The sequence below is a fragment of the Pristimantibacillus sp. PTI5 genome, from assembly GCF_048572955.1.
Lineage (GTDB): Bacteria > Bacillota > Bacilli > Paenibacillales > Paenibacillaceae > Pristimantibacillus.
The window spans coordinates 3,795,988-3,821,731 of record NZ_CP183886.1; the positions used below are offsets into that span (position 1 = coordinate 3,795,988).

20 protein-coding genes and 1 pseudogene are annotated in these 25,744 nt (G+C 52.4%); 14 read left to right on the forward strand and 7 right to left on the reverse strand.

Annotated features, from left to right (window positions below; genetic code table 11):
* The first annotated feature begins 1 nt into the window (after position 1).
* Together ACN6MW_RS17035 and ACN6MW_RS17040 are read left to right on the forward strand one after the other, a co-directional pair.
* Positions 2 to 841, forward strand: coding sequence for a sugar ABC transporter permease (locus ACN6MW_RS17035; RefSeq protein ID WP_419876372.1), 840 nt, complete (start codon positions 2 to 4; stop codon positions 839 to 841).
* 4 nt (positions 842 to 845) lie between these two features.
* Positions 846 to 2,516, forward strand: coding sequence for an alpha-amylase family glycosyl hydrolase (locus ACN6MW_RS17040; RefSeq protein WP_419871275.1), 1,671 nt, complete (start codon positions 846 to 848; stop codon positions 2,514 to 2,516).
* A 56-nt stretch (positions 2,517 to 2,572) separates the two neighbouring features.
* On the opposite strand, the gene ACN6MW_RS17045 is transcribed toward ACN6MW_RS17040, so the two are convergent.
* On the reverse strand, positions 2,573 to 3,493 hold the full coding sequence (locus ACN6MW_RS17045) for an AraC family transcriptional regulator (protein WP_419871276.1): 921 nt from the start codon (positions 3,491 to 3,493) through the stop codon (positions 2,573 to 2,575).
* 154 nt (positions 3,494 to 3,647) lie between these two features.
* Between ACN6MW_RS17045 and ACN6MW_RS17050 the strand changes: the two genes are divergently transcribed.
* Genes ACN6MW_RS17050 through ACN6MW_RS17065 form a run of 4 tightly spaced genes read left to right on the forward strand, consistent with a single transcriptional unit; the run spans position 3,648 to position 7,808 of the window.
* A complete protein-coding gene (locus tag ACN6MW_RS17050; RefSeq protein WP_419871277.1) occupies positions 3,648 to 4,781 on the forward strand; it encodes an LLM class flavin-dependent oxidoreductase in 1,134 nt (377 codons plus the stop codon).
* A 17-nt stretch (positions 4,782 to 4,798) separates the two neighbouring features.
* Positions 4,799 to 6,094 carry an ABC transporter substrate-binding protein gene (locus ACN6MW_RS17055; protein WP_419871278.1) on the forward strand — a complete coding sequence of 432 codons (1,296 nt, stop codon included), beginning with the start codon at positions 4,799 to 4,801 and terminating at the stop codon, positions 6,092 to 6,094.
* Positions 6,095 to 6,098: 4 nt separating this feature from the next.
* A complete protein-coding gene (locus tag ACN6MW_RS17060; protein WP_419871279.1) occupies positions 6,099 to 6,971 on the forward strand; it encodes a carbohydrate ABC transporter permease in 873 nt (290 codons plus the stop codon).
* Positions 6,972 to 6,992: 21 nt separating this feature from the next.
* On the forward strand, positions 6,993 to 7,808 hold the full coding sequence (locus ACN6MW_RS17065) for a carbohydrate ABC transporter permease (protein ID WP_419871280.1): 816 nt from the start codon (positions 6,993 to 6,995) through the stop codon (positions 7,806 to 7,808).
* Between the two features lie 7 nt (positions 7,809 to 7,815).
* Here ACN6MW_RS17065 and ACN6MW_RS17070 read toward each other — a convergent pair whose 3' ends face one another.
* A complete protein-coding gene (locus ACN6MW_RS17070) occupies positions 7,816 to 9,096 on the reverse strand; it encodes an MFS transporter (protein ID WP_419871281.1) in 1,281 nt (426 codons plus the stop codon).
* Positions 9,097 to 9,284: 188 nt separating this feature from the next.
* Positions 9,285 to 10,175 carry a LacI family DNA-binding transcriptional regulator gene (locus ACN6MW_RS17075; RefSeq protein WP_419871282.1) on the reverse strand — a complete coding sequence of 297 codons (891 nt, stop codon included), beginning with the start codon at positions 10,173 to 10,175 and terminating at the stop codon, positions 9,285 to 9,287.
* A gap of 304 nt (positions 10,176 to 10,479) precedes the next feature.
* Here ACN6MW_RS17075 and ACN6MW_RS17080 point away from each other — a divergent pair, with 304 nt between their 5' ends.
* Both ACN6MW_RS17080 and ACN6MW_RS17085 read left to right on the forward strand, forming a co-directional pair.
* Positions 10,480 to 11,532: a glycoside hydrolase family 88/105 protein gene (locus tag ACN6MW_RS17080; RefSeq protein ID WP_419871283.1), complete on the forward strand. Its 1,053-nt coding sequence runs from the start codon at positions 10,480 to 10,482 to the stop codon at positions 11,530 to 11,532.
* A complete protein-coding gene (locus tag ACN6MW_RS17085; protein WP_419871284.1) occupies positions 11,525 to 13,222 on the forward strand; it encodes a hypothetical protein in 1,698 nt (565 codons plus the stop codon). The genes ACN6MW_RS17080 and ACN6MW_RS17085 overlap by 8 nt, the downstream gene beginning before the upstream one ends.
* A gap of 165 nt (positions 13,223 to 13,387) precedes the next feature.
* Here ACN6MW_RS17085 and ACN6MW_RS17090 read toward each other — a convergent pair whose 3' ends face one another.
* The gene (locus ACN6MW_RS17090; RefSeq protein WP_419871285.1) at positions 13,388 to 13,972 is read right to left on the reverse strand and encodes an SET domain-containing protein; all 585 of its coding nucleotides are present in this window, start codon (positions 13,970 to 13,972) and stop codon (positions 13,388 to 13,390) included.
* 131 nt (positions 13,973 to 14,103) lie between these two features.
* Here ACN6MW_RS17090 and ACN6MW_RS17095 point away from each other — a divergent pair.
* A pseudogene (locus ACN6MW_RS17095) lies at positions 14,104 to 14,609 on the forward strand (YhcH/YjgK/YiaL family protein).
* A gap of 137 nt (positions 14,610 to 14,746) precedes the next feature.
* Here ACN6MW_RS17095 and ACN6MW_RS17100 read toward each other — a convergent pair.
* From ACN6MW_RS17100 to trxB, 3 genes are all read right to left on the reverse strand, one after another.
* Complete coding sequence (locus ACN6MW_RS17100; protein WP_419871286.1) at positions 14,747 to 15,655, reverse strand: helix-turn-helix domain-containing protein; 909 nt, start codon at positions 15,653 to 15,655, stop codon at positions 14,747 to 14,749.
* Between the two features lie 212 nt (positions 15,656 to 15,867).
* Positions 15,868 to 17,808, reverse strand: coding sequence for a glycoside hydrolase family 13 protein (locus ACN6MW_RS17105; RefSeq protein WP_419871287.1), 1,941 nt, complete (start codon positions 17,806 to 17,808; stop codon positions 15,868 to 15,870).
* Between the two features lie 232 nt (positions 17,809 to 18,040).
* A complete protein-coding gene (gene trxB, locus ACN6MW_RS17110; protein ID WP_364150858.1) occupies positions 18,041 to 18,985 on the reverse strand; it encodes a thioredoxin-disulfide reductase in 945 nt (314 codons plus the stop codon).
* A 157-nt stretch (positions 18,986 to 19,142) separates the two neighbouring features.
* Between trxB and ACN6MW_RS17115 the strand changes: the two genes are divergently transcribed.
* The 5 genes from ACN6MW_RS17115 to ACN6MW_RS17135 all read left to right on the forward strand — a co-directional run bounded on the left by ACN6MW_RS17115 (position 19,143) and on the right by ACN6MW_RS17135 (position 25,743).
* Entirely contained in the window at positions 19,143 to 19,817 is a 675-nt protein-coding gene (locus ACN6MW_RS17115; protein WP_419871288.1) for a response regulator transcription factor, read from the forward strand.
* Positions 19,814 to 21,202: an ATP-binding protein gene (locus ACN6MW_RS17120; RefSeq protein WP_419871289.1), complete on the forward strand. Its 1,389-nt coding sequence runs from the start codon at positions 19,814 to 19,816 to the stop codon at positions 21,200 to 21,202. The genes ACN6MW_RS17115 and ACN6MW_RS17120 overlap by 4 nt, the downstream gene beginning before the upstream one ends.
* Positions 21,203 to 21,329: 127 nt before the next feature.
* Positions 21,330 to 22,208: a UTP--glucose-1-phosphate uridylyltransferase GalU gene (gene galU / locus ACN6MW_RS17125; protein ID WP_419871290.1), complete on the forward strand. Its 879-nt coding sequence runs from the start codon at positions 21,330 to 21,332 to the stop codon at positions 22,206 to 22,208.
* 277 nt (positions 22,209 to 22,485) lie between these two features.
* Positions 22,486 to 24,156 carry a ribulokinase gene (locus ACN6MW_RS17130; RefSeq protein ID WP_419871291.1) on the forward strand — a complete coding sequence of 557 codons (1,671 nt, stop codon included), beginning with the start codon at positions 22,486 to 22,488 and terminating at the stop codon, positions 24,154 to 24,156.
* 333 nt (positions 24,157 to 24,489) lie between these two features.
* Positions 24,490 to 25,743 (forward strand): FxLYD domain-containing protein, encoded by a 1,254-nt coding sequence (locus ACN6MW_RS17135; protein WP_419871292.1) that lies wholly within the window; start codon positions 24,490 to 24,492, stop codon positions 25,741 to 25,743.
* Position 25,744: the final 1 nt, after the last annotated feature.

Genomic DNA, 25,744 nt, shown 5'->3' on the forward strand with positions numbered 1-25,744 from the left:
AATGGGACGCAAAACCGCAAATGTTGTCCGTTTGACGTTAAGCTACCTGCTGCTCATTGCGATAGCAATCTGTGCGATCTATCCGGCCCTTTGGGTGCTGCTTTCGTCGCTCCGCCCGGGAACCTCGTTATTTAGCGCGAGCCTGATCCCAGAGTCCTTTACGCTCGTGCATTACAAGGAATTGTTCACGAACCCAAGCTTCCGTTATGGGGTTTGGTACTTGAATACGCTGAAAATCGCGACGTTAACGATGATTTTCTCCACGATTCTAGTCACGCTCAGTATGTATGCCTTATCGCGTTTCCGCTTCCGCGGTCGTAAAATGACATTGACGTTAATGCTCGTCCTTGGCATGTTCCCGGGCTTTATGAGCATGATCGCGATCTTCATTTTCTTATTGCAGCTAAATCTGCTGGATACGCACGCAGCTTTAATTATCGTATATTCCGCAGGGGCGGTGCTTGGCGGCTTCGTCGTCAAAGGCTTCTATGATACGATTCCGCGGAGCTTGGATGAAGCGGCCCGAATCGACGGTGCTTCGCATTTGCAGGTTTTCGTGAAAATCATGCTTCCGCTTTCGCGTCCGATGCTGACCTATGTGGCGCTGACGACGTTTGCGGGTTCATGGGTTGATTTTATTTTTGCCAGATTGGTGCTGCGCAGCAAAGACAACTGGACGCTTGCCGTCGGGATGTGGGACCTGGTTAACTCTTATCAAAATAGTAACTTTACGCTATTTGCCGCCGGTGCGGTCTTGATTGCCATTCCGATTACTTTGCTGTTCGTCTTCCTGCAGCGCTTCCTGGTGCAAGGGCTGATGTCCGGCGCATCGAAAGGGTAACAGGATGAAGGACAAACGTTTGCGCCATGCGGGAGCTGTTCTATTATGCTCGCTGCTGCTAGCCATACTCGCCGCTTGCTCATCGGAGAATGCGAATGACGGCGGGCTGCCGGCCAATAAACCAAGCAATGAAACCATCGAGCCTGCGGAGAACAGCGCGGGCGAGCCGGCAGCTGCTGCTTATTCGGTAGATGAACAGCCGGGAAAGGTTTATTATGAGATCTTTGTCCGTTCCTTCTACGATACGAATGGGGACGGAATCGGCGATCTGAACGGCGTAACCGCTAAGCTCGATTATTTAAAGGAGCTCGGAATCGGCGGGATTTGGCTGATGCCGATTAATGCTTCGCCCAGCTACCACGGCTATGACACGACGGACTATTACGCCGTCAATCCGGAGTACGGCACGCTGGATGACTTAAAGAAGCTGTTAGAGGAAGCGCATAAGCGCGATATCAAAATCATTATGGATCTCGTCGTGAACCATACGAGCAAGGAGCATCATTGGTTTAAGGAAGCTTTGGCAGACGAGAATAGTCCTTACCGCAGCTGGTATACTTTTGCGAAGCCTGACGAGAAGGTAAGGGCGGACGGCGCAGTGGGCGGCGACCCGTGGCATAACTTTGGCAGCCTCAACTATTTAGGCGTCTTCTGGGAAGGCATGCCGGATCTTAATTTTGACGAGCCTAAGGTTCGGGAGGAAATGATCAAGATCGGCCAATATTGGCTGGAGCAGGGGCTCGACGGCTTCCGGCTGGACGCGGCTAAGCATATTTACGGCGATTTCGCTTCTACGGCGAGCACGCCCGAAATTCAGGCGAAGAACAAAGCGTGGTGGCAGGAGTTCCGTACCGGCATGGCCCAGGTGAAGCCGGATGCCTACTTGATTGGCGAGGTCTGGGATTCGCTGACCGTTATCGCCCCTTATTTTGATCAAGCGCTAAATTCGGCTTTCCACTTCGATCTTGCCGGACGCTTGCTCAGCGCAGCGGACAAGGAACAGGATGCGGATCTAGCGTTTTCACTTGGACGCGCTTACGGCGTTTACGAGAAGTCTTCCGGCGGGAATTTCGTAGATGCGCCTTTCCTCAGCAACCACGACCAAAATCGTGTGATGACCGTACTAAACGGCAATCTCGGCCATGCCAAAATGGCAGCGGCAATGCTGCTGACGCTCCCGGGCACGCCATACCTTTATTACGGCGAGGAGCTTGGCATGAAAGGCGCCAAGCCGGATGAATATATTCGGGAACCGATGCCGTGGTACGCTTCTCCAGGCGGGGGCGAGGGCCAGACGACTTGGGAAAAGCCGCGCTATAATTCCGATCCGGGCACCGTTTCGGTCGAGGCGCAGACGCAGGATGAGCAGTCGATGCTGAATCATTATCGCGAGCTGATCAAATGGCGGAACGAGGAAGCGGCATTAAGAGACGGCGGCATTGCCGAGTTTAAGCTAACGCCTGCTAATCCGAAGCTTAGCGTGTATGTTAGGGCTGTTGCCGATGAGAGAGTACTCGTCGTACACAATTTATCGGGCGAGCAGCAAACAACGGATCTGCAGCCGTCTGAAGTGTTCGGCAGCTTCAAGGAGCTCGCTCGCGCAACGGGCAGCGGGGCGAAGCTTGAAGGCGGAAAGCTGACGCTGCCTCCTTACAGCACCGTGATTTTAAAGTAATACCGAAAGAGGGAATTGCACAAAACGTGCAGTTCCCTCTTTTTGTTGTGGGGCTGCTACTGCTTGCGATAGGTGTTCGGCGATACGCCAAGCTGCTTTTTAAACGCTTTGGAGAAGGAAAATAGATCGGGGTAACCGACGGATTGACCGATTTCCGCCAGCTTGTAATCCGTTTGCTTCATTAGCAGGGTCGCTTCGTTCATCCGAAGCTGCTGTACGAATTTCATGGGCGACAAGCCGAAGGCTTTGTTGAAGGCTTTGGAAAAATGGGTACGGTCAATGCCTACGTATTCCGCTACGCTTTCGATTGTTATTCCGTCAGCGTAATGAATCTCGAGGTAGTCCTTGGCTTTTTGAAGCCAGCTGCCTGCCGAGGCAGGAGTGCCATGAGGGATTTTGCTCTCGGAGAGCGTATCGAACAGCTGATGGAAAATAGCGAGCCGCGACAAGTCGGAGGGAGGCTTTTCCTTATTGGAGACAAGGCTGAAAAACTGCTCCATCAGAGAGAGTGCGTCTGCGGTCAATCCGCTCGGCAGATGCGGACGGTAGGGGCCTAATCCGATTCGGTCGAGAAGCTGCAGCGCAAGCTTGCCGTCGAAGGCGAAAAAAGCTTTTCTCAGCAAAGCATGCTCCATTGTGTAATATTCATGCGTTACCTGCGGAAACAGGCAGAAAAGATCGTTTTTGCGAAGCGTGTACGTTTGGCCACCCTGGATAAAGACGCCTTCCCCTTCAAGCACCATGATTAAGTAATAGTAGGGAGTAATTCTTGGACCGATATGATAGCCCGTTTTGGCGATATTGGCGCCGAGCCTAATCGGCCAGGCAGGACCTGCTTTCTCGAAGGCTGACGGTGTGAAGTAGTGAATCTCAAGCTGCTCGTGGTGATCCTCTTTCATATGGTTAAACAGAATGGCCACCCCTTTTTGCCAATGGTTTTGGTGAATCTTGCCTATGAAACAATTCAATTCTCTCACATGAAACCACAAAATGACAAATAACTCAAGCTACGAATTGACATTGACGCTAGAAGGATTGATTGCTATTATTCAAATAACAAATTAATCCGATAAAATTTGTCGGCTATCTACCGGTCAGCTGGTGATTCGAAGCGTAAAGGGGACAACAGTAATGGGCAAACAGGCAAAAGTGGAATTTGGATGGTTTATTCCGACAAACGGAGATGGCCGCTATATAGGCGTTAAGGCAGAACGGGAGCCATCACAGCAATACTTTGTGGAGGTTGCGCAAGCAGCGGAGGAAGCAGGGTACGAGTTCGCGCTAATTCCGGCGGGTGGAGATTGCTGGGACGGATGGATCGTCGGCTCTTGGGTCGCATCCGCAACGAAGAAGCTAAAGCCGCTCATCGCGATGAGACCGGGGCTTATTTCTCCGGTATTGGCGGCGCGTATGGCATCCACGCTGGACCGCATGTCCGGAGGCCGGGCGCTGATCAATGTCGTTACCGGCCATTATCCGGCAGACCTAAAAGCAACCGGAGATCCGCTGTACGGCAGCCACGACGAGCGTTATGAACGGACAAAAGAATTTCTGGAAGTGGTCAAAGGCGTATGGCAGCAGCCGGCAGGCGAAGGTGAGGGCTTTAACTTCACTGGGAAGCACTACGAGGTAGAAGGCGGCGTAAGCAAGCCGGCAACGGTTCAGGAGCCGCATCCTCCGCTGTATTTTGGCGGAAGCTCGGTGGCAGGCAAGCGCGTTGCGGCAGAAACCGCCGATGTTTACTTAATGTGGACAGAGCCGCTGGATTGGATTCAAGGCCAGATTGCCGAGATGGAAACCTATTTGGCTGAGCTGAAGGAAGAGAAGGGGATTGAAAGAGAGCTTCGGTACGGCATTAGAGCTCAGGTTGTCGTGCGCGAAACCGAGGAAGAGGCATGGGCGGCCGCATGGAACATTTTGAGCAAGGCGGATCCGGAACAGCTGAAGGCTACGGAAAAGCTGCACAACAAGACGGACGCGACCAATCAGAAGCGTCAAATGGACTTGTTTAGCCAATCGAAGGAGCAGGACTACGTGATTGGGCCTAATCTTTGGTCAGGCTTGTCAGCCATTCGCGGCGGCGGGGCGGTAACCTTTGTCGGTACGCCGGAGCAGGTATCGGACCGGTTCATCGAGTTTATCGATGCCGGCGTAACCTCCTTTATTTTATCAGGCTACCCGCATTTGGAAGAAGCCAAAATATCGGGCGAGCTGCTGCTTCCGCTCGTTAAGCAGAAGCTGGCCGCAAAGGGAATAACCATTTAACTATTGGGGGAATAAACATGAAACGATTACGCAAACCGCAATTAGCGCTGCTGGCGCTTACGATGATATTAAGCGTTGTGCTTTCGGCCTGCGGGACAGGTAATTCCAATACGAACGCAAAGACAGGGGAAGGCGCAGCGGAAGGCAACTCTGGCGATAAACCTGTGACGATCAGCTTTATTCATTGGCGCGGCGAGGATGCTGCGGTGCTGGATGGCATCATTAAAAAGTTTGAGGAAGAAAATAAAAACATCAAGGTTGAAACACAGGTGTTTCCATCTGACCAATATCAATCGACAGCCCAAGCGAAGCTGCTGGACGGCTCTGTAGGCGACGTGTTTGCTGCCTTCCCTGGCGCTCAGTTTGAAGCCATCGCGAAAGCAGGCTTGTTCACCGATTTGAGCGGCTCCTCCTTCGTGGACAATTTCACACCGTCTTTGATTGAATCGGGCCAAAAGGATGGCAAACAGCTTGCGGTTCCGTACCAGCTCGTTTACAACATTCCGATCTATAACGTAAAGCTGTTTGAAAAATACGGCATCGATCTTCCGAAGGATTGGGACGGATTCCTTGCGGCGGCCGAGAAGCTGAAGCAGAAAGGGATTGTGCCGATCGCCTTCCCGGGCGCGGATATCGGTCCAGGGCAATTCATGAATCCGATGGTGATGAATAACGCGCCGGATGAGGAGATTTTTGTGAAGCTTGAAGCTGGCGAAGCTAAGCTTACCGACGAGTGGTGGGTTAAGACGCTTTCCCAGTTCAAGGAATTGAACGATAAGGGCTATTTCCAGAAGGATGCGCTTGGGACGAAGGGTGATGCGGCCGGCGCGTTATTCGTGCAGGAGAAAGCAGCGATTCTAGCGACGGGCTCTTACCAGCTGGTAGGCAATAAGAAAAACAATCCGGAGCTTCAGCAAGGCTTGCTTGCGCCGATAACGGTGGCAGCTGACCAAGCGGTGTTCGAAGGGATTCATACGACGACGTTCATGCTTGCCGTGAACAGCAAGTCGAAGCACCCGGAGGAAGCGAAGAAATTTATTGAGTTTCTAAGCCGTAAGGATGTTGCCGGCGAGTATGCCAATGGCACAGGACAGAACGTAACGATTAAGGATGTCGCGTATACAAGCGATGAACTGAAGGCCGTAGCGGAATGGACAGCGAAGAAAACACGTTTTCAGCCACGCTTCACAATAAAAAACGCTGAGGTCCAAAAAGCGGTCACCAGCTCGATCCAAGCCGTATTAGGCGGAACGGAGCCGGCGAAGGCAGCGGCAGACGCGCAAGCGATCGTGGACCAGCAGATAGGAAAATAAGCAGATGAAAAAGTATGCGAAGCTGTTACCGTTTTTTGTGCCCGGCATTGCGCTGTATCTCGCACTATTCATCTATCCGACGGTAACGGGTTTCTATTACTCCTTAACGGATTGGGACGGCTTATCGCCGTCCTATCAGTTTGTCGGTGCGGATAACTATGCCAATGTAGCCAAGGATATTATTTTTCGAAAGTCGATCGTGAACAATATTAAGTTTATGGTCGCTGTCGTTATCGTGCAGACAGTCGTTTCGCTGCTGCTGGCGCTTCAGCTTTCGAAGCAAACGAAGGTGAATGTCGCGCTGCGCTCGCTGTATTTTGTGCCTACCATTTTGTCATCGGTATCGGTCGGATTTATTTGGACATTCGTTTATGATCCGTCGCTTGGGCTGTTAAATGGCTTGCTTGAGGCAGTGGGACTGTCTTCTTGGACGCAGAACTGGCTGGGCGATACGGGGATAGCGATTTTCTCGATTGCGGCCGTTCAGGCTTGGGCCCACATTGGGCAAATGATCATTTTGTTCGTCGCGGGACTGCAAGCGATACCGGAAGAGCTCGTTGAATCGGCCAAGCTGGACGGGGCGACGAAGCTGCAGCTGTTTTTCCGCGTCATATGGCCGCTCCTGGCACCAGCAGCCGCGATTGTCGTGTCCTATACGACGATTCAGTCGTTTAAGGCTTTTGATCTCGTGTTTACGATGACCGGCGGCGGACCGGCGTATTCCACCGAAATTTTATCGACTTATATTTATAACTCCGCATTCATGAATTATACGTTTGGCAGAGCGTCAACGGCATCCGTGTATTTCCTTGTGCTTATTTCGTTTATAACGTTTCTTCAATTCCGCGCGCTTCGGACGGACCGCGTATCCTACTAGTATGCAGGCAGGTGAATTCATGTGGTTCTAAAATGGTTAGGCAGGTCCATGCTGCTGCTTTTCGCAGCCGTTATTCTCGTCCCGCTCCTCATCGTATTATTTACGTCATTAAAGACAACGCCGCAGTTTTATGCGAATCCGCTGGGGCTGCCGGAAGCCTTGTCATTCCACAACTTTAAGGCGCTGTTTCACGGACAGCCGATGTGGGGATATTTTCGCAACAGCATTGTCGTTACGCTGGCAGTGGTAGGTCTTGAGCTTCTCCTTGCCGGGTTCATCGGTTACGGCATTATGCGTTCGGGGCGCCGTGTAGGTGCCGCCGTATTTGGCTTATTTGCGATAGGCTTGATGGTTCCGTCGCAAGTCAATATGATTCCCATCTACACTTTTGTGCATAAGCTGGGCTGGAGCAATTCGCTCACGGGCTTAATCATCGTGTCCGCCTCCGTGCTGCTGCCTCTGTCTGTATTTATGCTTTCAGGCTTTATGAAAACCTTGCCGAAGGAGATTCTGGAGGCAGGCGAGATCGACGGCGCCGGCGAATGGACGCTGCTCGCGCGTATCGCGTTTCCGCTCAGCGCTCCGTACCTTGCGGCAACCGCAGCTTTTTTGTTCGTCATCGTATGGAATGACCTGCTGTTCCCGATGCTGCTATTGAACGGAAAAGACAAGCTGACGCTGCCGCTCGCCATGCTGCAATTCCGCGGCGAATATATTACGGATTATCCCGTGCTGCTTGCCGGTGTCGTGGTGACGGCGCTGCCGATGATCGCATTGTTTATTTTCCTCCAGCGTTATTTCATATCCGGCGCGCTAGCTGGCTCGTTGAAGGGTTAGATTGCAATTAGTCGAAGTCGCGGATCGCGTTCAAGCGATTGTAGGCGATCATGCCCATCAAGAGCATCGCTGCACCGCTTGCCGCTATAATGAAGGCAGGACCGTAAAGATCGGACAGCGTCGAGAAGACGGCTAAACCGATTGGCGGAGCAACGCTCGTTAAAGCGCCGACTAGTCCGAACACTCTGCCCTGCATGGCTGGCTCGACTGCTACCCGCAGCACGATAAAAATGATCGTCGTACTGAAGGAAAAGAGGAAGCCGACAAGCAGGATCAGCGGCAGCGCGGCGGCTGCCGCAGTCATAAACGAAATGGCGATAAATAAAGGCCCCATCAGGATCATGCTCCCTATGATCCATTTCCCTCTGCTTTTCAGCTTTGTATCCAGTCTCATAATCAGAATAGAACCGATCACGTAGCCCAGCGGAATACAGGCTTCCATAAGCCCGAAAATGAAAGGTTTTGCCTGCCAGACCTGTACGGCCATGACCTGAATGAGCATGAAGGTGGATAGAAAGAAGAACATGATAAGCGGAAGCAGCATAACGGCGGCTTTGGCGAACGGCTCATTCCAGACGTACCGGAAGCCGGCTGTGAGATCCTCCTTGAAGGAAGTTTTGGATATTGCCGTGTCCTTTGGCGCTTTATAAGGAAATTTGCCCGCAAAGAGCAGTAACAAACCGGAGAGCAGGAAGGTTGCAGCGTCGATCGCTATCGCAAAAGCGCCGCCGAATGCAGCAACGGCAATGCCGCCTAACGCAAAGCCGGAAATGCGAATAATGTTGTCTGAGATGCTGATTGCGCCTACAGCTTGCGTCAGCTGTTCTTTACCGACGATTTCAATGAGGGAGGCTTGAAAAGCCGGCGTTCGAAACACACCGGTAAATGCAACAAGCCCTGTAAGCAGGACGATAAAGACAAACGGAATATGCGGCAAAAAAATGAGCAGGGCAATCGCTGCTACAAGCACGAAGCGGATAATATCCGTTATCCACATAAGGGTGCGACGGTCCACGCGATCCGCAACCGTGCCTGCGAACGAGCCGAAGAGCATGCTGATGACAAGATGAGTGATAAGGACGACCGACATGAGTTTGGCGCTGCCGGTTGTTTGAAGCACCCAAAGATTTAAGGCAATGCTGTGGAACGTATTGCCAAGCAGCGACAAGCTATAGCTGGAGAAAACCGCTAGAAACGTCCGGTTTCGCCATAAGGATACTCCTTGGCCGCCTGGCTGCCGGACCGGATTCGGTGTCTTGCTTTGGGATTCTTTAGCTAATTCAAGCATGTGTCAGCCTCCTAAATGATAGTATGGAACAACGAGATAAATCCTCGCAAACCAACTCCGTTGGTGTCTTCCTTAAACCGTCGCCCATCGACCTGGACTACTTAACTTAAACGTTTAAGTTTGCGAAGAAAAAGCAGATCGAAATCTGCTAATCGAACATTGTCATTAACTGAAAATTTGCAACGGCATTAATCATTAATGGCTTTTACTAAGATATAGCTGCTTTCCGGCCCTCTCTTTGAATTATCCAGCAGCTGCAGCATCAGCTGAAAAGCAGCCTCGGGCTTGCGATCGCCAAAAGCGATGCGGCCAGCGGAGAAAGGGAGGATCTCTGGACAGCCTGCCGAGCAAATGACGGTTAAATTCGCAGGGTCCACATATTTGGCTGCCGAAATGGCTGCAAACTCGTTCAGTATCATCCCTTTTTTATGTGCGTGATTTCTCAGAAACAGCTCTAGTGCTTGTTCATTCTGCATAATATGAATACAATCGGGTTCCAATTTCGAAGCAAAGGCAATATGCTCCACAAGCTCTTTGTTATTGAAATTATCGATGATCGCATACTCGAATGGAACGGAGGCGGAAGCCTGGGCTGCCATGAAAGCATCAAGGTAATCATAGTTAACCTTATAAAATAAAGCATCGTCGATGATGCTGTCTACCACGATGAGCGGTACGCCAACTGAAAAATGGCTGGATATCAGGTGAAAATTTTCCGTTTTGACATCGACTACGAATACGCCGTCAAGCTTGCGTTCCGAGATGATATCCAGCTTTGGAATCACGGCATCGAGGCCGAATAAAACGACGTGGTAGCCGTAGCCCGTGAGCAGCTGCTCCAGCCGGTTAATCCATTGCGAATAACGGAGCTGCCTCCAAAAGCCTTCGTTTTCTGCGCGGTTGATCAGAATGCCGATCAAGCCGGATTTTTGCTTCACCAGCGATCGTGCGGCCAGATTAGGCACATAATTTAATTGCTTCGCGGCATCGAGCACGCGGGATCTCGTCTCGTCGGGAATGGTTTGCTTGGCGACGTTATTGAGTACGTAGCTGACTGTCGCGACAGAGACCTCTGCCATCTTTGCTATATCCTTAAGCGTAGCTTTTTTAATGAGAAAACAGCTCCTCCATTAATCTATGCGGCTTAGTAAGCTAACAGCGATTCAATCGCGGCAGGCGCTGCAGCTAAAAGCACGATGACTAACTTAAACGTTTAAGTCATTATCACATAGGACAGGCTTCTTTGTCTAGAGACAATCCGAGCTCAGCATGAGACAGTGGAATAGCGGGACTTTTCCCCACTTTTTTAAGACGCATGCCCAAGAGATGAGCCCTAGCAGAATGGTACGATAACCGTATAATCAAGCGAAAGGCGTGAGGGCATTGTCGTTAAAACAACATGCGGAAAATGTATGGAACGAGATGAAGCGGGATTATGCCGGTAATTGGGGAATGGACATTCACAAGTGGGATTGGGTGCCTGGCGTGGGCGTCATCGGTTTGCTGGACTATTACGAAACGACCGGCGATCCGGCTATTATAGGTTTTTTGACGGCTTGGGCCACGCGTAACAAACGGGCAACGGAGGCCGGGCTCGTCATTAACGCGATCGCCCCGTTTGCGATTTTCCCCGCCTTGTACCAGGTGTCGGGAGATAACGGCTTCAAGGAAGAGGCTGCGCGTGTCGCAAAGTGGCTGATGGAGGAAGCGCCGCGCACAAGAGAGCAGGCATTCGAGCATACGGTGACCGAGAATGTGGAATTCTCCGAGCAGGTATGGGCGGACACGGTATTTATGGCTGTGCTTTTTTTAGCAAGGACGGCATCATTGCTCGAAAATGAAGCCTATGCGCAGGAAGCGCATAAGCAGATGCTTCTTCACCTGACGTTGCTTGAGGACAGAGAGAGCGGCGTCTTGTTCCACGGCTGGAACTGCAGTACCGCGGACCATATGTCCGCCGCGCGCTGGACGAGGGCGAATGCCTGGATTGCTGCCGGCGTGCCGATGATATTGAAGGAAATTGCGCCGCTCGTGCAGGTATCGGAGGAGCTACTGGCGCGATACCGCCGCTTGATGGATGGACTTGTGCGGTTTCAGCGCGAGGACGGCTTGTGGAGTACGGTGCTGGATCAGCCGGATTTTTACCGCGAAGTGTCCGGAAGCGCAGGCATCGCATACGGGCTGTGGAAAGCGGTCGATGGCGGCTGGCTGCTGCCCGAGCAGCGCTATGAGACAGCCGCTCGCCGAGCGCTGAAGGCGATTATTTCTTATATAGGCGAAGACGGCATTGTGGCAGGCGTATCGGGAGGAACACCGGTAATGGAGAGCGTGGAGGCGTATAATGCCATTCCGACCTATCCGACGCTTTACGGGCAAGGATTAGTGCTGATGCTTCTGTCGGAAGCACTGTGGAGAGGGGAATCGTCCCATGAATAGAGAACAGCTGCAGGAAAGGATTCGTAGGCAAACGGCGGCGTATGACGAGACGCTGCAGCTCATCCGAACGCCGCTGACGGCTACCTACCATACGGCGCTGAAGAGCAGCGAACACCCCGAGGTCTACGCGCTGCTTTCAGCAGCCAGCTACGCGTACGACTTGCTTGAATCGGGAGAGGCCGAGCATATTGCGAGAGCCAATGGGATTTTAGAGCGGGTGGTCCCGCTGCAGGACCGGAATCCGTCCTCCGACACCTACGGCATCTGGCCGTATTTCTTCGAGGAGCCGCTTGAGCAAATGGATCGGCCCGACTGGAACATGGCCGATTTTCACGGCAAACGGCTTATCCTTATATTGATGAAGCATAGGGAGCGTCTGCGGGCGGAGCTGGCGGAGCAGATCGAAGCGGCGATTTCCCATGCATGCCGGGCGATCATTATACGCAACGTTGGTCCGCATTACACGAATATTGCGATCATGGGCGCGTTCGTCACGCTGGTTGGCGGCGAGCTTTTGCAGGTAGATGAATATAAAGAGTACGGCCTGGCACGCCTCAAACGGTTTTATGATTTTACGTTCGGAATCGGAACGTTTTCGGAATATAACAGCCCTTGCTATACGCCGATTGCGATCCGGGAGCTGCACAGCATTGCCGTTTATTCGGCGTCTGCCGAGGCAGTTGCTAACGCGAATGAGCTGATCGAGCTCGCTTGGAAAATGGCCGGTGAACATTTTCACGCCGGCACGGGAGAGTGGAGCGGGCCGCACAGCCGGACGTACAGCACGCTGCTGCAGCCGGATGACCGAAAGTTTCTATACGAAGCGCTTCTCGAGGAAAGCTTCGAATTCGGAGAAAACATCCGATGTCCGAAGGCGTACCGCGGATTATTTCAAACGGCTCAAACCCGCTATGTGACGGAAGCGACGCTGATGGAGGCGGACACCGGCTATCAGGTTTATGCGACGTTATTCCAGAATAAACGCTTGTCTCTGGGCACATTCAGCAAAGGCGTCATGTGGAATCAGCGGCGGAACATGCTCGCTTATGTGAATGTCGAAGGAGAGCCGGTATACGTTCAGCTGCAATTTTTGAAGGACGGCGGTGATTTCTGCTCGGCGATGTTCGCTGGCGTACAAGCGCGCACGAACGTGCTGTTCGGTTTTAATTTACTGACGGATAACGGAGCTTGGCACTCTGATCTGGATCAAATCAACGGCAGATTCCGGTCAAGCGATCTAAGGATTCGTTTGAAAATCGGCGGCGTGACGACTGGGCTGCCATTGCCGGAGGAACAAGAGGGCAAAGCATGGCAGCTGCGGCTGGGCGAGGCTTGGCTGGCGGTTAAGCTGCTGCATGAGCGTTCCGATTTAGGGGAATTGGAGCTGCGCTGCGAACGTACGGATGACGCGATTCATGCGGATTATGTATTGTACAGCGGGGAGGAGCGCGAATTCGATTTTCATGCGGTTCAGGAATCGGTATGGCTGTTCCAGCTTGCGCTGAACGAGTCGGGGCAGCTGCCGGCCGCGCAGGTCAGCCAAGTAGGGGACATCGTCAAGGCTTCGGCCGAAATGGATGGCGAAACGGTTTCGGTCGCGCTGTCCATTTCCCCGGGAGAAACAATGGAGCGATACCTTAGCAACAAGGTAGAGCTTCCGAATGCTCGTTTGCACTCGAAGCAGGCGTAGTGTCTTGCGAAAATAAAGGATTCGACTGACCCGAAAAAGCGCAACGCGGCAGCCAGGGACGAGAGAAAGTCCTAGACTGCCGCTGTTTTATGGAATGATCGCCCGTTTTCATTTCATTCTTCTCGAGGAAAATCAAGATGATTACGGTTTGCCGTATCGGAGTAACTAATCAGTAAAAGTAGTGAGAATCGAATCTAATGGTTCATGCCCAGAAGCAACTGCATTAACTTTGTCAACAAATTCCTTATTGATTAAATATTTCAGAGGTTGTTCGACAGCGTTGAAATACTTGAACGCCTCCCGAGCCATCTCGTCCCATTCCTGATAATAGTTTAAATAATCATCTGCTTTGACTCTTGTGCGGGACGTACCTTCTTCAGGCACACATTCAAAATCTTCGTCATCACCCAGTATTCCATAATCACATGTTAATTGTTCACCAAGTTTAATGTCTCTTGCAGCTAATTGAAATTCATAAGCTGTATCAATACAATTGGGCTGGAAACTGTGATTCATGTACCTTGAGTGATCCCAATGAAGAATATAATTGCCGTTATTTTCTTGATAAGTGTATTTAAACACCATCTCTCTTCGAAGCTCATCGAGGGAATCTACATAATCCTCATCAAGGATCATATCCAAATCATCTGAAATCCAAACAATCGTTCCCTTAGGGATGAATTTCGTTGCAAATACACCGACACCTACCTCTTCACTTACAAATCGAAGTTCTGTATCTGGATGAATCATGTTTTTAGTTCACCCTTCCTCTTATCAGTATCATAATACGATATGTGGCGGTTTTCAGATTGTCACTTTGCTTAAGGAACAATATGATAAGTAAAGGGCTGCCGTTTGGCAGCCCTTTACTTCATTAACGGATGTTGAACAGGAGCACCGCAGAGCGTGATATTCAGCACCTCGCGCAGGAGATCCAGTTCTATCCCGAGGCTGTCCGAAGAGCTTTGGAGCATTTGCTATCAGGCGGGCCTGCCGATAAGGAGCCGGGGAGATATGAGCTGGCAGAAGAAGGGCTTATGTATGCTTGGGTGCAGCAAATCGTTACACAGCCGAGCAGTGAGCAGAGATTGGAGTCACATAGTACTTATGGAGACATTCAGTACGTCGTAAGCGGGGAAGAAAGAATCGATTTTATTAGGCTCTCTGATCAACTTGTAGTCGAAGAGCAGGATTTGGCAGTCCGGGATATTGCTTATAACGCAAGGATGGAGAATCAAGAATCCAGTCTGTTGCTGACACAAGGCAGTTTGCCGTCTTCTATCCCTCCGATATACACCGTCCGTGTTGCGCAGTGGATGAGCCCGGTGAACTGAAAAAAATCGTTATAAAGATTCATAAGCAGTTATGGAATAACCAATATGATTAGTCGAAGAATGGGCTGCCCCAAAAGGTTATAGACCTTTTGGGCAGCCCATTCTTCATCGTCGGTCTAACACTTTATTTTCTTTGGACACGTAGGCTGCAGCCTTAATCCGCTCTTTGTATGGCAGGGACGATAATCGTTTACCCTTGCGTTCTGCCAAGCGCAGCCTGCCGCCGATAAGACATCGGTGTCATTCCGGTGGACGTGCGGAATTGGTGGAAAAAATGCGAAAGATCGCCAAAGCCGGTTTGTCCGGCAATATCAATCATGGGCAAGGAGGTCTCGATCAACAGTCCTTTCGCTTTGCTCAGCCTGTATTCATTCAAGAAACGCTTGACCGAATAACCGGTCGTTTCCTTGAAAAGCCGAAACAGGCGGGATCGCGACACTGGAAATTTACGCAGCAGATCCTCTATATGCAGTTCCTCGCGGTAGGAGGCTGCGAGATAAGCGACAACGTCTCCGATGAGCCTCTCGTCTTCGGATAATGTTTCCCTCTGAGCCTGCGGCTCCTCATGCTTTCTAATCATAAGCAGCGCAAGCTCCGACATATATCGCAGCACCGAGAGCTCACGCAATGGCAGGCTCGAGGCGAGCGAAGCGCTGAGCTCCTCCAGCAGCAGGCGTGCCTGCTCGAATTGCGGAGCCGGAAGGAAATAATGCCGGCCTGAGGCTCCTCCCGTCAGAAGGCTGCCGATTCCTTCCTCCATATCCGGACATGCCTGATCGAGGCGATTCAGGTAAGCGTCGCTTACGGACAGCACGTAACGATCAAAGTCCTGTTCCGGCTTGGAGAACGGATGATGCAGCACATGCGGAGCAATGACGGTGAGCGTTCCCGCATGGAGAGGGTAGAGATTATTCTCCACGATATAGGAGCCGGTACCGCGCAAGCAGAGATAAATTTCATAACCATCGTGATGGTGAAGCGCCTTGCGGCCAAGCGGTCCCGCCCGAAGCTCGCAATGAACCGGGTATTTGGCCAAAAACAGGTTCGTGAATTCATCAAGGACAGAGCTGGCCGGCTGTTCGAATCGTTCGCGTGTCATGCGGCTTCCTCCCATGCGAAATCATGCAAAATGATGGTTGTGCCTATATGATAGCATGCGGCTCACCCATTCGGGATGAGCCGGATCAGCCAAATCAAAAGGGGAATGTTTCGCGGCCGATATCGCCTGCTTAAACATTCCCCTTTTTATATTATTTTGAAACGACTGCTTTGGCGATTGCGACGCGCCAGTCATTTAGGCTTGCAAAGCTTCTACAATACGGTTTGCTCCAGGATGACATAGCCGTAGGCCGGCAGCGCAAGCTGAAGCTTGCCATCAACCGTGCTTATTGCCTTGGTAAGCCCGTCAGCGCTTTCGCCCTCGCTTGACAGGAGCGTCAACCATGCCGATTCAGCGGGTGCGTTTACCTCATCTGTAACTGCTGCTGAATCCGCGCTGCCTACGGCCTCGATTGCTGCCGAGCCGTCTGTAGAAACCGCAACATCCAAATCAGCTTTACCGGAGAATCCGGCAAACGCGATCTCATGTGGCAGCGCGCCTTGATTAATTGGCGCAGCCTTAATCGCGAAGCTTAGATCAGCAGCCTCGCCGCGCGCATTCAGCGCGATAAGCAGGCGCTGATCGCCGTCGCGGCGCTCATAGACCAAGGTGCCGTCTGCTTCGCCGACATGCACGAAGGAAATATCCGCGCTGCGGAGCGCGCTGTATTTGTGGCGAAGCCCAATCGCCGACGTATAGAAGGCGAGCAGCTCGCGATTTTGCTCAGCCGGGTCCCACACCATGCATTTGCGGCAGCCGGGATCGCCCGCGCCGTTAATCCCTACCTCATCCCCGTAATAAATACATGGGGTTCCAGGGTAAGTCAGCTGGAACAACGACGAAAGCTTCATGGATTCCGTGTTGTCCCCGCAAAGGGTAAGCAGGCGGGGCGTATCGTGACTATCGAGCAAATTGAAAGCGGCTTCGGTTACCTGCTGCGGATAAGCGGCAAGCTGCGAGCCGATGGCATTTGCGAAGTCAGCGGCATCGATGGTCTGGTAAGCAAAGAAATCAAGCACCGCGTTCGTGAACGGGTAGTTCATGACCGCATCGAATTGATCGCCCTGCAGCCACATCATTGAGTCATGCCAAATCTCGCCTAGGATATAGGCCTCCGGATTGACCTTTTTCACGGTCTGGCGGAATTCGCGCCAAAATTGGTGATCGACCTCATTGGCGACGTCAAGCCGCCAGCCGTCGATGCCGATTTCCTCGATCCAGTAACGCGCCACCTCGAACAAGTATTGCTTCACCTCGGGATGCTCGGTGTTCAGCTTCGGCATGAGCGGCTCGAAAGCAAACGTCTCGTAAGAAGGCACGCCGTTTACCACCTGCAGCGGCCATTCCCGCACGTAGAACCAGTCCGCGTATTTCGACTGCTGTCCGTTTACCTGCGCATCCACAAACGGAGGGAAGGTTTTGCCCGAGTGGTTGAACACCGCATCCAGCAGGACGCGAATGCCGCGGGCGTGGCAGGCCTCCACCAGCTCCTTCAGCTTCTCGTTCGTTCCGAAATGAGGATCAACCTTCATATAATCCTGTGTATCATATTTATGATTCGTCGTCGCTTCGAACAGCGGCGTAAAATAAACGGCATTAATGCCCAGCCCTGAAATGTGGTCCAAATGATCGATTACGCCCTGAAGGTCGCCGCCAAAGAAATTATAAGGAGTCGGCTCGCCGCCCCAAGGCAGCACATTCGCGGGATCGAGCGATGGATCGCCGTTCGCGAAGCGCTCCGGAAATATTTGATAGAAGACCGCATCCTTCACCCAAGCCGGCGGCTCGAATACATCGATGGGATTAATATAAGGGAAATCGAAAAACGTATTCGGATTATCCGGCAGCAGCAGCTCGAAGCCTTTATCGGTAAGCAGTATGCTTTCAGAACCACTGGTTAAACGAAAGGCATAACGCAGACGGCGGAAAGGAGGGAGGACAGCCGTTTCCCAATAATCGAATCGTGCATCCGAGGATAAAATGCGCATCGGGACCGTAGTGATGGTTTGCTCCCAAGCATACTTATCGCCTACAATCGCTTCAACCGAGGCCACGTCGTCTTTTTTGGTGCGCAAGCGAAGGTGCAGCGTCTTTCCGTCGTAGGCGTAAGCCCAGTTTTGCTTCGGCCTGTGATATACCGCTTCTAATAACATGATAATCGCTCCTTATGGATGAAATAAATAAAGGGTGAAAACGCGAAAAAAGGTACAACCTCTGCTCATAAAAGCCGAGGTTGTACCTTTTCCCATCAAACGTTCAGGCGCCGCTCACGCGAAGCATATTGCGAACAAATGGTTGCGGTAGCATTGCCTTTCTATTGTAACTCTCAACACGTTTATTATACATAATTTGCACGTTTTGTACTAGTACGTTTACGAAAAAAAATTACGCGTGAACCGCTTCATGCGCTTGCGATTCCAAGAAGCGTTCACAATCCAGCGCTGCCATGCATCCGCTGCCGGCAGCCGTAATCGCTTGACGGTAATTGCGGTCCTGAACGTCGCCGCATGCGTATACGCCTGGAATGTTCGTCTCCGAGGTGCCTGGCTTCACGATAATGTATCCTTGCTCATCGGTGTCGATTTGTCCGCCTAGGAAGCCGGTATTCGGCGTGTGTCCAATGGTAACAAACAGGCCGTCCGACTCGAGCAGCTCTTCTTCGCCTGTTTCATTATTGCGCACCTTCAACCCCTGCAAGCCCATGCCTGTCGCAGCCACTTCAAGCGGCGTACGGTTTAAGCTCCAAACGATTTTGTCATTGGCGCGGGCGCGGTCCTGCATGATTTTTGAAGCGCGAAGCTCATCGCGGCGGTGCACGAGTCTGACCTCTGACGCGAAGCGGGTAAGGAACACGGCTTCTTCCATCGCCGAGTCGCCTCCGCCGACGACAATAATCTTTTTGCCGCGGAAGAAGAAACCGTCACAGGTCGCGCAGGTGCTTACGCCGCGTCCGATATTTTCTTGCTCGCCCGGGATGCCGAGGTATCTGGCCGAAGCGCCCGTTGAGATAATGATCGAATCGGCTTGCAGCTCGCCGATGCCTTCCACGTCGAGCGTGTAAGGACGCTTGCTGAAGTCCACGCTTTTGACGGAGCCTGTTTTGAATTTCGCGCCGAAGCGCTGTGCTTGCTTACGCATATTGGACATGAGCTCGCTGCCCAGAATACCTTCGGGGAATCCAGGGAAGTTTTCTACCTCGGTCGTCGTCGTAAGCTGGCCGCCAGGCTGCCAGCCTTCAATAACGAGCGGCTCCATATTCGCGCGGGCCAAATAAATGGCAGCCGTCAATCCGGCAGGACCCGTACCAATAATAATCGTTTTGTAAGTCATCTATAATCTCCTCCATTTCGGATGTTTATCGGATAATAAGTACTACTTTAAAATTATTATAATCTAGCTCCAAAGTCAATATCGTTCATGTAACGTTCATGTTCGTATTGTATGCTAATTTGAGCGACTGCATAAGCCAGACTGGAGGACGATTGTAATGCCCAAAATTGTTGTTGTAGACGATGATCCGAACATTCGCGAGCTGGTTGGTCTTTTTTTGAAAAGAGAAGGCTGCCAGGTTATTGAAGCTATAGATGGCGTAGACGCATTGGAGAAGCTGGAGGCGGTCCGTCCCGATTTGGCGGTTATCGATGTTATGATGCCCCGCATGGACGGCTGGGCGCTTTGCGCCGCACTGCGCGCCAGCTATGATATTCCGCTGCTCATGCTGACGGCCAAAGGAGAAACGACGCAGAAGGTAAAAGGCTTTGAGCTGGGGGCGGACGACTATATGGTCAAGCCGTTTGATCCGCCGGAGCTGGTCGTGCGGGTCAAGGCCTTGCTCAAAAGATACCGGATCACCGCGTCGCAGACGGTCGAGTTCGGCGGCGTCACAATGAACCAAACCGACTTTCACATGTCAGCGGGCGGAGAGAAGGTGACCTTGCCGCCAAAGGAATTCGAGCTGCTGTTCAAGCTGGCCAGTTACCCGGGAAAAACCTTTGCGCGCGACCAGCTCATCGAACAGATATGGGGCATGGACTACGAGGGCGACGAGCGGACGGTTGACGTACATATCAAGAGGCTGCGCGACAGGTTTCCCGAGGAGCAATACCGTTTCCGAATCGTAACGATCAGGGGACTCGGGTACAGGCTGGAGGAATGGTCATGATCCGCAGCCTGTATGTCCGCATCACGGCTACCTTTCTAATCATTGTACTTATTAGTATAGGCGTGGCATTTCTATTCACGAATCAAATGTTCAAACGGGATGCACGGGGCCAGCTGCCCAATCAGTTGGAGCAAGCCATTGAGCGTATCGAGCAGCTTTATGCAGTGTCTGAGCCGGCGTCGATGAAAGAGTTTTTGGAGGAGATGTCGAATCTGCAGGGGCTGTCCATTATCGCGGTCAGCAGCGCCAACCGCCTAGTGTCGGTTGGCGAGAGAAGCGACGCCATGGTGGAGAGACTCACGTACCAGCAGCTGGCAAGCATATTCAGCGGCAGCACGGTGCGCATGGAAATGTTCAACAGGGAGGCGGGAAGCCCGCCGCTGCCTCCTGCCATAGGCAGACTCGTGCAATTCGGCGGCGAGAGATGGGCTTTGTTTGTCCAGCCGGATCGTTTTCCGCAAAACAGCAACTTTATTTGGACTGCCGTGACGCTGCTCGTCACTTTACTGGTCGTTGGAGGCGTGCTTATTTTGGTTGCGGCCCGTTATCTCGTGAGACCCTTAAAAATGATGACCAATGCGGCGAGAAGGATGTCGGAGGGCGACTTCAGCGTGCGTTTGCCTGCAAGACGGGGCGACGAGCTCGGCGAGCTCGCCGAGGGCATGAACAAGATGGCGCTCAGCTTGTCGCAGCTTGAAATGATGCGCCAGGATTTCGTATCGAACGTGTCCCATGAAATCCAGTCGCCGCTCACCTCCATCGGGGGCTTTGCCGAGGCGCTCCGCAGCGGGGAAGTGACGGAAGCCGAACGGGACCGCTATATCAGCATCATTAAGCAGGAAAGCATGCGTCTTTCGCGTCTTAGCGAAAATTTGCTTAACCTGGCATCACTGGACTCGCAGCAGCATCCGTTTCACCCGCAGCCATATCGGCTGGACCGCCAGCTGCGGGATGTTGTGCTTGCCTGCGAGCCGCAGTGGATAGCCAAGCGGCAAACGGTAGAGCTTCTAATGGAGGAAACGGTCATTACGGCAGACCGCGACCAGCTCAACCAGGTATGGATGAACCTATTGGCGAACAGCATGAAATTTACGCCCGAGGACGGTAAAATCTTTTTTTCGCTGACCGGGCAGGACGGCTTTGCGGTGGTCCGAATCTCCGATACGGGAATCGGCATTAGCGAGGAGGACCGGGAGCGCGTATTCGAACGGTTTTATAAGGGAGACGTGTCGCGTGACCGCAGCCAGGGAGGCAGCGGCCTTGGGCTGTCCATTGCGCAAACCATTGCCCATATCCATGGAGGGAGCATCATGCTCGACCCCGGGGCCGATCAGCTTGCGGGGGCAAGCTTTATCATACGGCTCCCGTTCACGCCGCCGGCTTAATCGCGTTGACCGACGCCTTGCCTGACGGGCGTTTATTGAGGATGTAAACATGGCTAATCGGGAATGGAGCGGTTATGATGGAGGGAGACTAATACAATTCATGTAACGTTCTGGGGGAGAAGCTCGAATGGAGAAGCGGATACGGAAAGCGATCATACCCGCAGGTGGACTCGGGACAAGGTTTTTGCCGGCAACCAAAGCACAGCCGAAGGAGATGCTCCCAATCATCGACAAGCCTGCCATTCAATATATCGTGGAAGAGGCGGTTCAGTCCGGCATCGACAGCATCGTGATCGTCAGCGGGCGCAACAAACGGGCCATCGAGGATCATTTTGACAAGTCGGCTGAGCTGGAAATGGAGCTTGAGGCGCGGCATAACGAGGAAATGCTGGAGATGGTGCAAAAAATATCGCAGCTGGCCGACATATATTACGTACGGCAGAAGGAACCGCTGGGGCTCGGCCATGCCGTTTTGTGCGCGCGCCGCTTCATCGCGGACGAGCCCTTTGCGGTATTGCTCGGCGACGATATTTTGAAATCCGATCCGCCGTGCTTGCGCCAAATGATCGACATTTATGAGCGGGAGCAATCTTCGGTCGTTGCCGTTATGGAGGTGCCGTGGGATCAAACCCATAAATACGGCATCGTCGATATGGAACCGGGCAGGCAGATTGCCCGCGTCCGCGATATCATCGAAAAGCCGGCGCCGGGACAAGCTCCTTCCAATTATGCGGTCGTTGGCCGCTACGTTCTGGATCCTGCGATATTTGGCCTGCTGGAGAAAGCGGCGCCAGGCAAAGCAGGCGAGATCCAGCTGACCGACAGCCTGCAGCAATTAAACCGAATGGCCTCGTTAACCGCGTTTCGCTTTGACGGACGCCGTCATGATGTGGGCGATAAGCTCGGCTTTGTCCAAGCGACCATTGATTTTGCGCTGGAGCGCGCGGATCTTGGCGATGAGGTCAGAAGGTACCTGCAGGAGCGACTGCGGGAAACGAAGGCATAGACTCATAAGGGGAATCCAGGACCGCCGGCGGCGGTTCTTTTTTTATGGATAACGATGTTTATTCTTTGTTCCTGACCGAACAAGATTATGTACGTACAAGTTTCGCTTATGTTATACTACTTTGCATACAACTAATGGGGTTGAGGTGTGAAGTGAAGGAACGGCAAACGCCCAAATATATGCAGTATCGGCGCTGGAGCGGAAGAGCTCATCGCAAGGGATGACCATCGGAATGATGACGACGCATATACGGCCAAAAATAAGGGAGATTCGGATAATGAGCAAAAAATACGCAATCGGTGTCGATTACGGCACGCAATCGGGTCGCGCCGTACTTATTGATTTGTCTAACGGCGCTGAGGTAGCGGAGCACGTTACGCCATATACGCATCATGTTATCGACGAGAAGCTGCCTGTCTCCGGCATTAAGCTGGAGCATGACTGGGCGCTGCAGCATCCGCTTGATTATATTGAAGTGCTTGAACGGTCCGTTCCCGCTGTCATGAAGGAATCGGGCATCGATCCTGCCGAGGTCATTGGACTCGGCATCGACTTTACGGCATGCACCATGCTTCCGATCGATGAATTGGGAGAGCCGCTTTGCGTGCAGGATGCCTACAAGGATAATCCGCATAGCTGGGTAAAGCTCTGGAAGCATCACGCGGCCCAGGATGAGGCTAATCTTATCAATGAGATGGCTGCTCAGCGCGGAGAAAAATGGGTACCGCGTTACGGCGGCAAAATTTCATCCGAATGGATGATGGCAAAGGCTTGGCAAATTTTGAACGAAGCGCCTGAGATCTATGAAACGGCGGATAAATTCGTGGAAGCGACCGACTGGGTTATCGGCCAGCTGACAGGCAATATCGTTCGCAACAGCTGTACGGCCGGATACAAGGGCATGTGGCATAAACAAGAAGGCTATCCGAGCAAAGACTTTTTCAAAGCGCTTGATCCGCGCCTTGAGAATTTGACGGAAACGAAGCTGCGCGGCGAGGTAGTGCCGCTCGGCTCCAAGGCTGGCGACTTGCTGCCTGAGCTTGCGGCCCGCATCGGACTGGCGCCGGGCACGGCGGTTGCCGTCGGCAATGTCGATGCGCATGCGGCTGTACCGGGCGTTGGCGTCGTCACGCCGGGCAAGCTGGTTATGGCGATGGGCACATCGATTTGCCACATGCTCCTTGGCACGGAGGAGAAGGAAGTTGAAGGCATGTGCGGCGTCGTAGAAGACGGCATCATCCCTGGTTACTTTGGCTATGAAGCGGGTCAATCCGCGGTTGGCGATATTTTCGAATGGTTCGTTGAGGAGTCGGTTCCTGCTTACGTATTCGAAGAAGCGGAGAAAGCCGGAGAGAACGTACATGTTTATTTAACGCGCAAAGCGAACGAGCTGAAGGCAGGCGAGTCCGGATTGCTTGCGCTGGACTGGTGGAACGGCAACCGCTCCGTATTGGTAGACACGGATCTTACCGGTACGATTGTTGGCTTAACGCTGCTCACTAAGCCTTGGGAGATCTATCGCTCCCTGCTTGAAGCAACTGCTTTCGGCACGCGCAAGATCGTCGATGCTTTCCACAATAACGGCGTAGAGGTCAAGGAATTGTATGCCTGCGGCGGATTGCCGCAGAAAAACGCGCTGCTTATGCAAATCTATGCGGACGTAACGAATCGCGAGATCAAGGTCGCGGCTTCGAAGCAAACGCCGGCGCTGGGCGCGGCGATGTTCGGAGCGGTAGCGGCAGGCGCAGAGAAGGGCGGCTTTGACAGCATCGTCGAAGCGGCTCAAAGCATGGCGCGTGTACATGAAGAGACATTCAAGCCGATTCCCGAGAACGTGGCGGTATACGAGAAGCTGTATGCGGAATACAATCTGCTTCATGACTATTACGGCCGTGGTTCTAATGATGTTATGAAACGTCTAAAAGCGATTAAAGAAGAGCAGGCTTAAGCCGGCCTTCATGAAAATAATGCAGGCACAATGTTTGTAAAAGACGGTTTCCGCATGAAAGGGAACCCGTGACCGGCCTGAGGCCAACATGAAAAAAACATATGGCCTATTCGGAAGAAGATAGGGCTCTCCTTTAAGCAGCGGCGCTGCTTTTGGGAGGAGCCCTTTCTTTTTTTAGTTAGCTGCCGATGGAAAACATGGCGATTCGGATAGGAATTCAGCCTGCTAAGCCGATTAAAAAATTTCCGCCAATAAAAAATGGAGATCATTTACTTTTTGAGATAGAATAGATAAATGTGTGTAGAGAGAATCAAGGCTGGGGGATGAACGGAAGTGTATTGCCATCATTGCGGAAAGAAGCGGACAGATGATGCGATTTATTGCAGCCAGTGCGGAAGATTGCTTGCAACGGATGAGGACGGCGCAGCAAATGCAGGTGCTGAGCGGACGTTAGTCATGCTGGAGACGGCTGCTTCTATAGAGACGGATCGGGGAAACAAGCAGGCTGCCCTTTCCATGGACACCCGGAAGCGCGGCGCTAAGGGCTCGCTGTGGGCATGGCTGCTGCCTATCATTCTAGCACTCGTTACGGCGGGTTCTGTTTTTGGCTACTATATATATCAAGCAGGAATTAATGACAGCGTGATTAAGCTTCAGGCGAAGGCGAAGTCCGCGGCGCTGGCAGGCAGGTATGACGAAGCGCAGGCGTTGCTCAAAGAAGCTGAAGAAGCGCGGCCAGCCTTTGCGGCGGTACAGAAGGACGCTGAGATCGTTGCAATTGCCGCGGAACTGTCGCAATCGGTGACTGCAGCAGCCAAGCTGCTGGAGGAACAGAAGCTTGCCGAAGCGGAGCAGACGATCGAGAAAGCGGGAAACGAGCTGGACGGGCATACCGAGCCGATCTTTACGAGGGTAAAGGAGCAGTTGGGCAACTATTCGGTGAAGCTGGGCGTAATGAAGCTGACTGTTGAGCTCGCCGATGCGAAGACCGTCGATGAGCTGGCGGCAAAGCTTAATGTTGCTAAACATTTAGAAGGTGAAGAAGCAGCCGCCGTGCGGGAGCAGATCGTGGCGAAAATCGTAGATATCAGCATGAAGGAAGCCGAATCGCTGCTAAAGAAGAAAAACTACTCGGACGCTTTGGATGCTGCTTCGAAGGGGCTGACCTACGCCAAGGATAACGCAAAATTAGCTGAGCTGGAGAAAAAAATAACCGAAGCCCGGGCTGATTACGAGAAGGATGAGCAGCAGCGGCTGGAGCAAGCGATGCAGCAAGCGGCGGCCGAGGATCTCAAAAACCAGACGGCAGCTGTCGAGGTGATCCAAATCGATTCGACGCTTGATGAGTTCGGTGATTTGAATATCGCAGGCGAGCTTAAAAACGCGGCTACGCGTCCGATCTATTCGATCACCGTGAAATTCATTGTCTACGACGCGGAAGGCAATGAGGTAGGCTCGGGCACGGCCGTGGCTTCTCCTGATTACGTGGAGCCGGGCGAGAAAATAACCTTTACGAGCACCGTATACGGTGTTTATGTCGAGAATACAACCGTCGTCGTTGACCATGCGACTTGGTATTTGGATTAAG

What these genes read in the sequence shown, in the direction of transcription:
- ACN6MW_RS17035 (WP_419876372.1), top strand. Translation starts at nt 2, where the DNA reads ATGGGACGCAAAACCGCAAATGTTGTCCGTTTGACGTTAAGCTACCTG.
- ACN6MW_RS17040 (WP_419871275.1), top strand. Translation starts at nt 846, where the DNA reads ATGAAGGACAAACGTTTGCGCCATGCGGGAGCTGTTCTATTATGCTCG.
- ACN6MW_RS17050 (WP_419871277.1), top strand. Translation starts at nt 3,648, where the DNA reads ATGGGCAAACAGGCAAAAGTGGAATTTGGATGGTTTATTCCGACAAAC.
- ACN6MW_RS17055 (WP_419871278.1), top strand. Translation starts at nt 4,799, where the DNA reads ATGAAACGATTACGCAAACCGCAATTAGCGCTGCTGGCGCTTACGATG.
- ACN6MW_RS17060 (WP_419871279.1), top strand. Translation starts at nt 6,099, where the DNA reads ATGAAAAAGTATGCGAAGCTGTTACCGTTTTTTGTGCCCGGCATTGCG.
- ACN6MW_RS17070 (WP_419871281.1), bottom strand. Translation starts at nt 9,096, where the DNA reads ATGCTTGAATTAGCTAAAGAATCCCAAAGCAAGACACCGAATCCGGTC.
- ACN6MW_RS17075 (WP_419871282.1), bottom strand. Translation starts at nt 10,175, where the DNA reads ATGGCAGAGGTCTCTGTCGCGACAGTCAGCTACGTACTCAATAACGTC.
- ACN6MW_RS17085 (WP_419871284.1), top strand. Translation starts at nt 11,525, where the DNA reads ATGAATAGAGAACAGCTGCAGGAAAGGATTCGTAGGCAAACGGCGGCG.
- ACN6MW_RS17090 (WP_419871285.1), bottom strand. Translation starts at nt 13,972, where the DNA reads ATGATTCATCCAGATACAGAACTTCGATTTGTAAGTGAAGAGGTAGGT.
- ACN6MW_RS17100 (WP_419871286.1), bottom strand. Translation starts at nt 15,655, where the DNA reads ATGACACGCGAACGATTCGAACAGCCGGCCAGCTCTGTCCTTGATGAA.
- ACN6MW_RS17105 (WP_419871287.1), bottom strand. Translation starts at nt 17,808, where the DNA reads ATGTTATTAGAAGCGGTATATCACAGGCCGAAGCAAAACTGGGCTTAC.
- trxB (WP_364150858.1), bottom strand. Translation starts at nt 18,985, where the DNA reads ATGACTTACAAAACGATTATTATTGGTACGGGTCCTGCCGGATTGACG.
- ACN6MW_RS17115 (WP_419871288.1), top strand. Translation starts at nt 19,143, where the DNA reads ATGCCCAAAATTGTTGTTGTAGACGATGATCCGAACATTCGCGAGCTG.
- ACN6MW_RS17120 (WP_419871289.1), top strand. Translation starts at nt 19,814, where the DNA reads ATGATCCGCAGCCTGTATGTCCGCATCACGGCTACCTTTCTAATCATT.
- galU (WP_419871290.1), top strand. Translation starts at nt 21,330, where the DNA reads ATGGAGAAGCGGATACGGAAAGCGATCATACCCGCAGGTGGACTCGGG.
- ACN6MW_RS17130 (WP_419871291.1), top strand. Translation starts at nt 22,486, where the DNA reads ATGAGCAAAAAATACGCAATCGGTGTCGATTACGGCACGCAATCGGGT.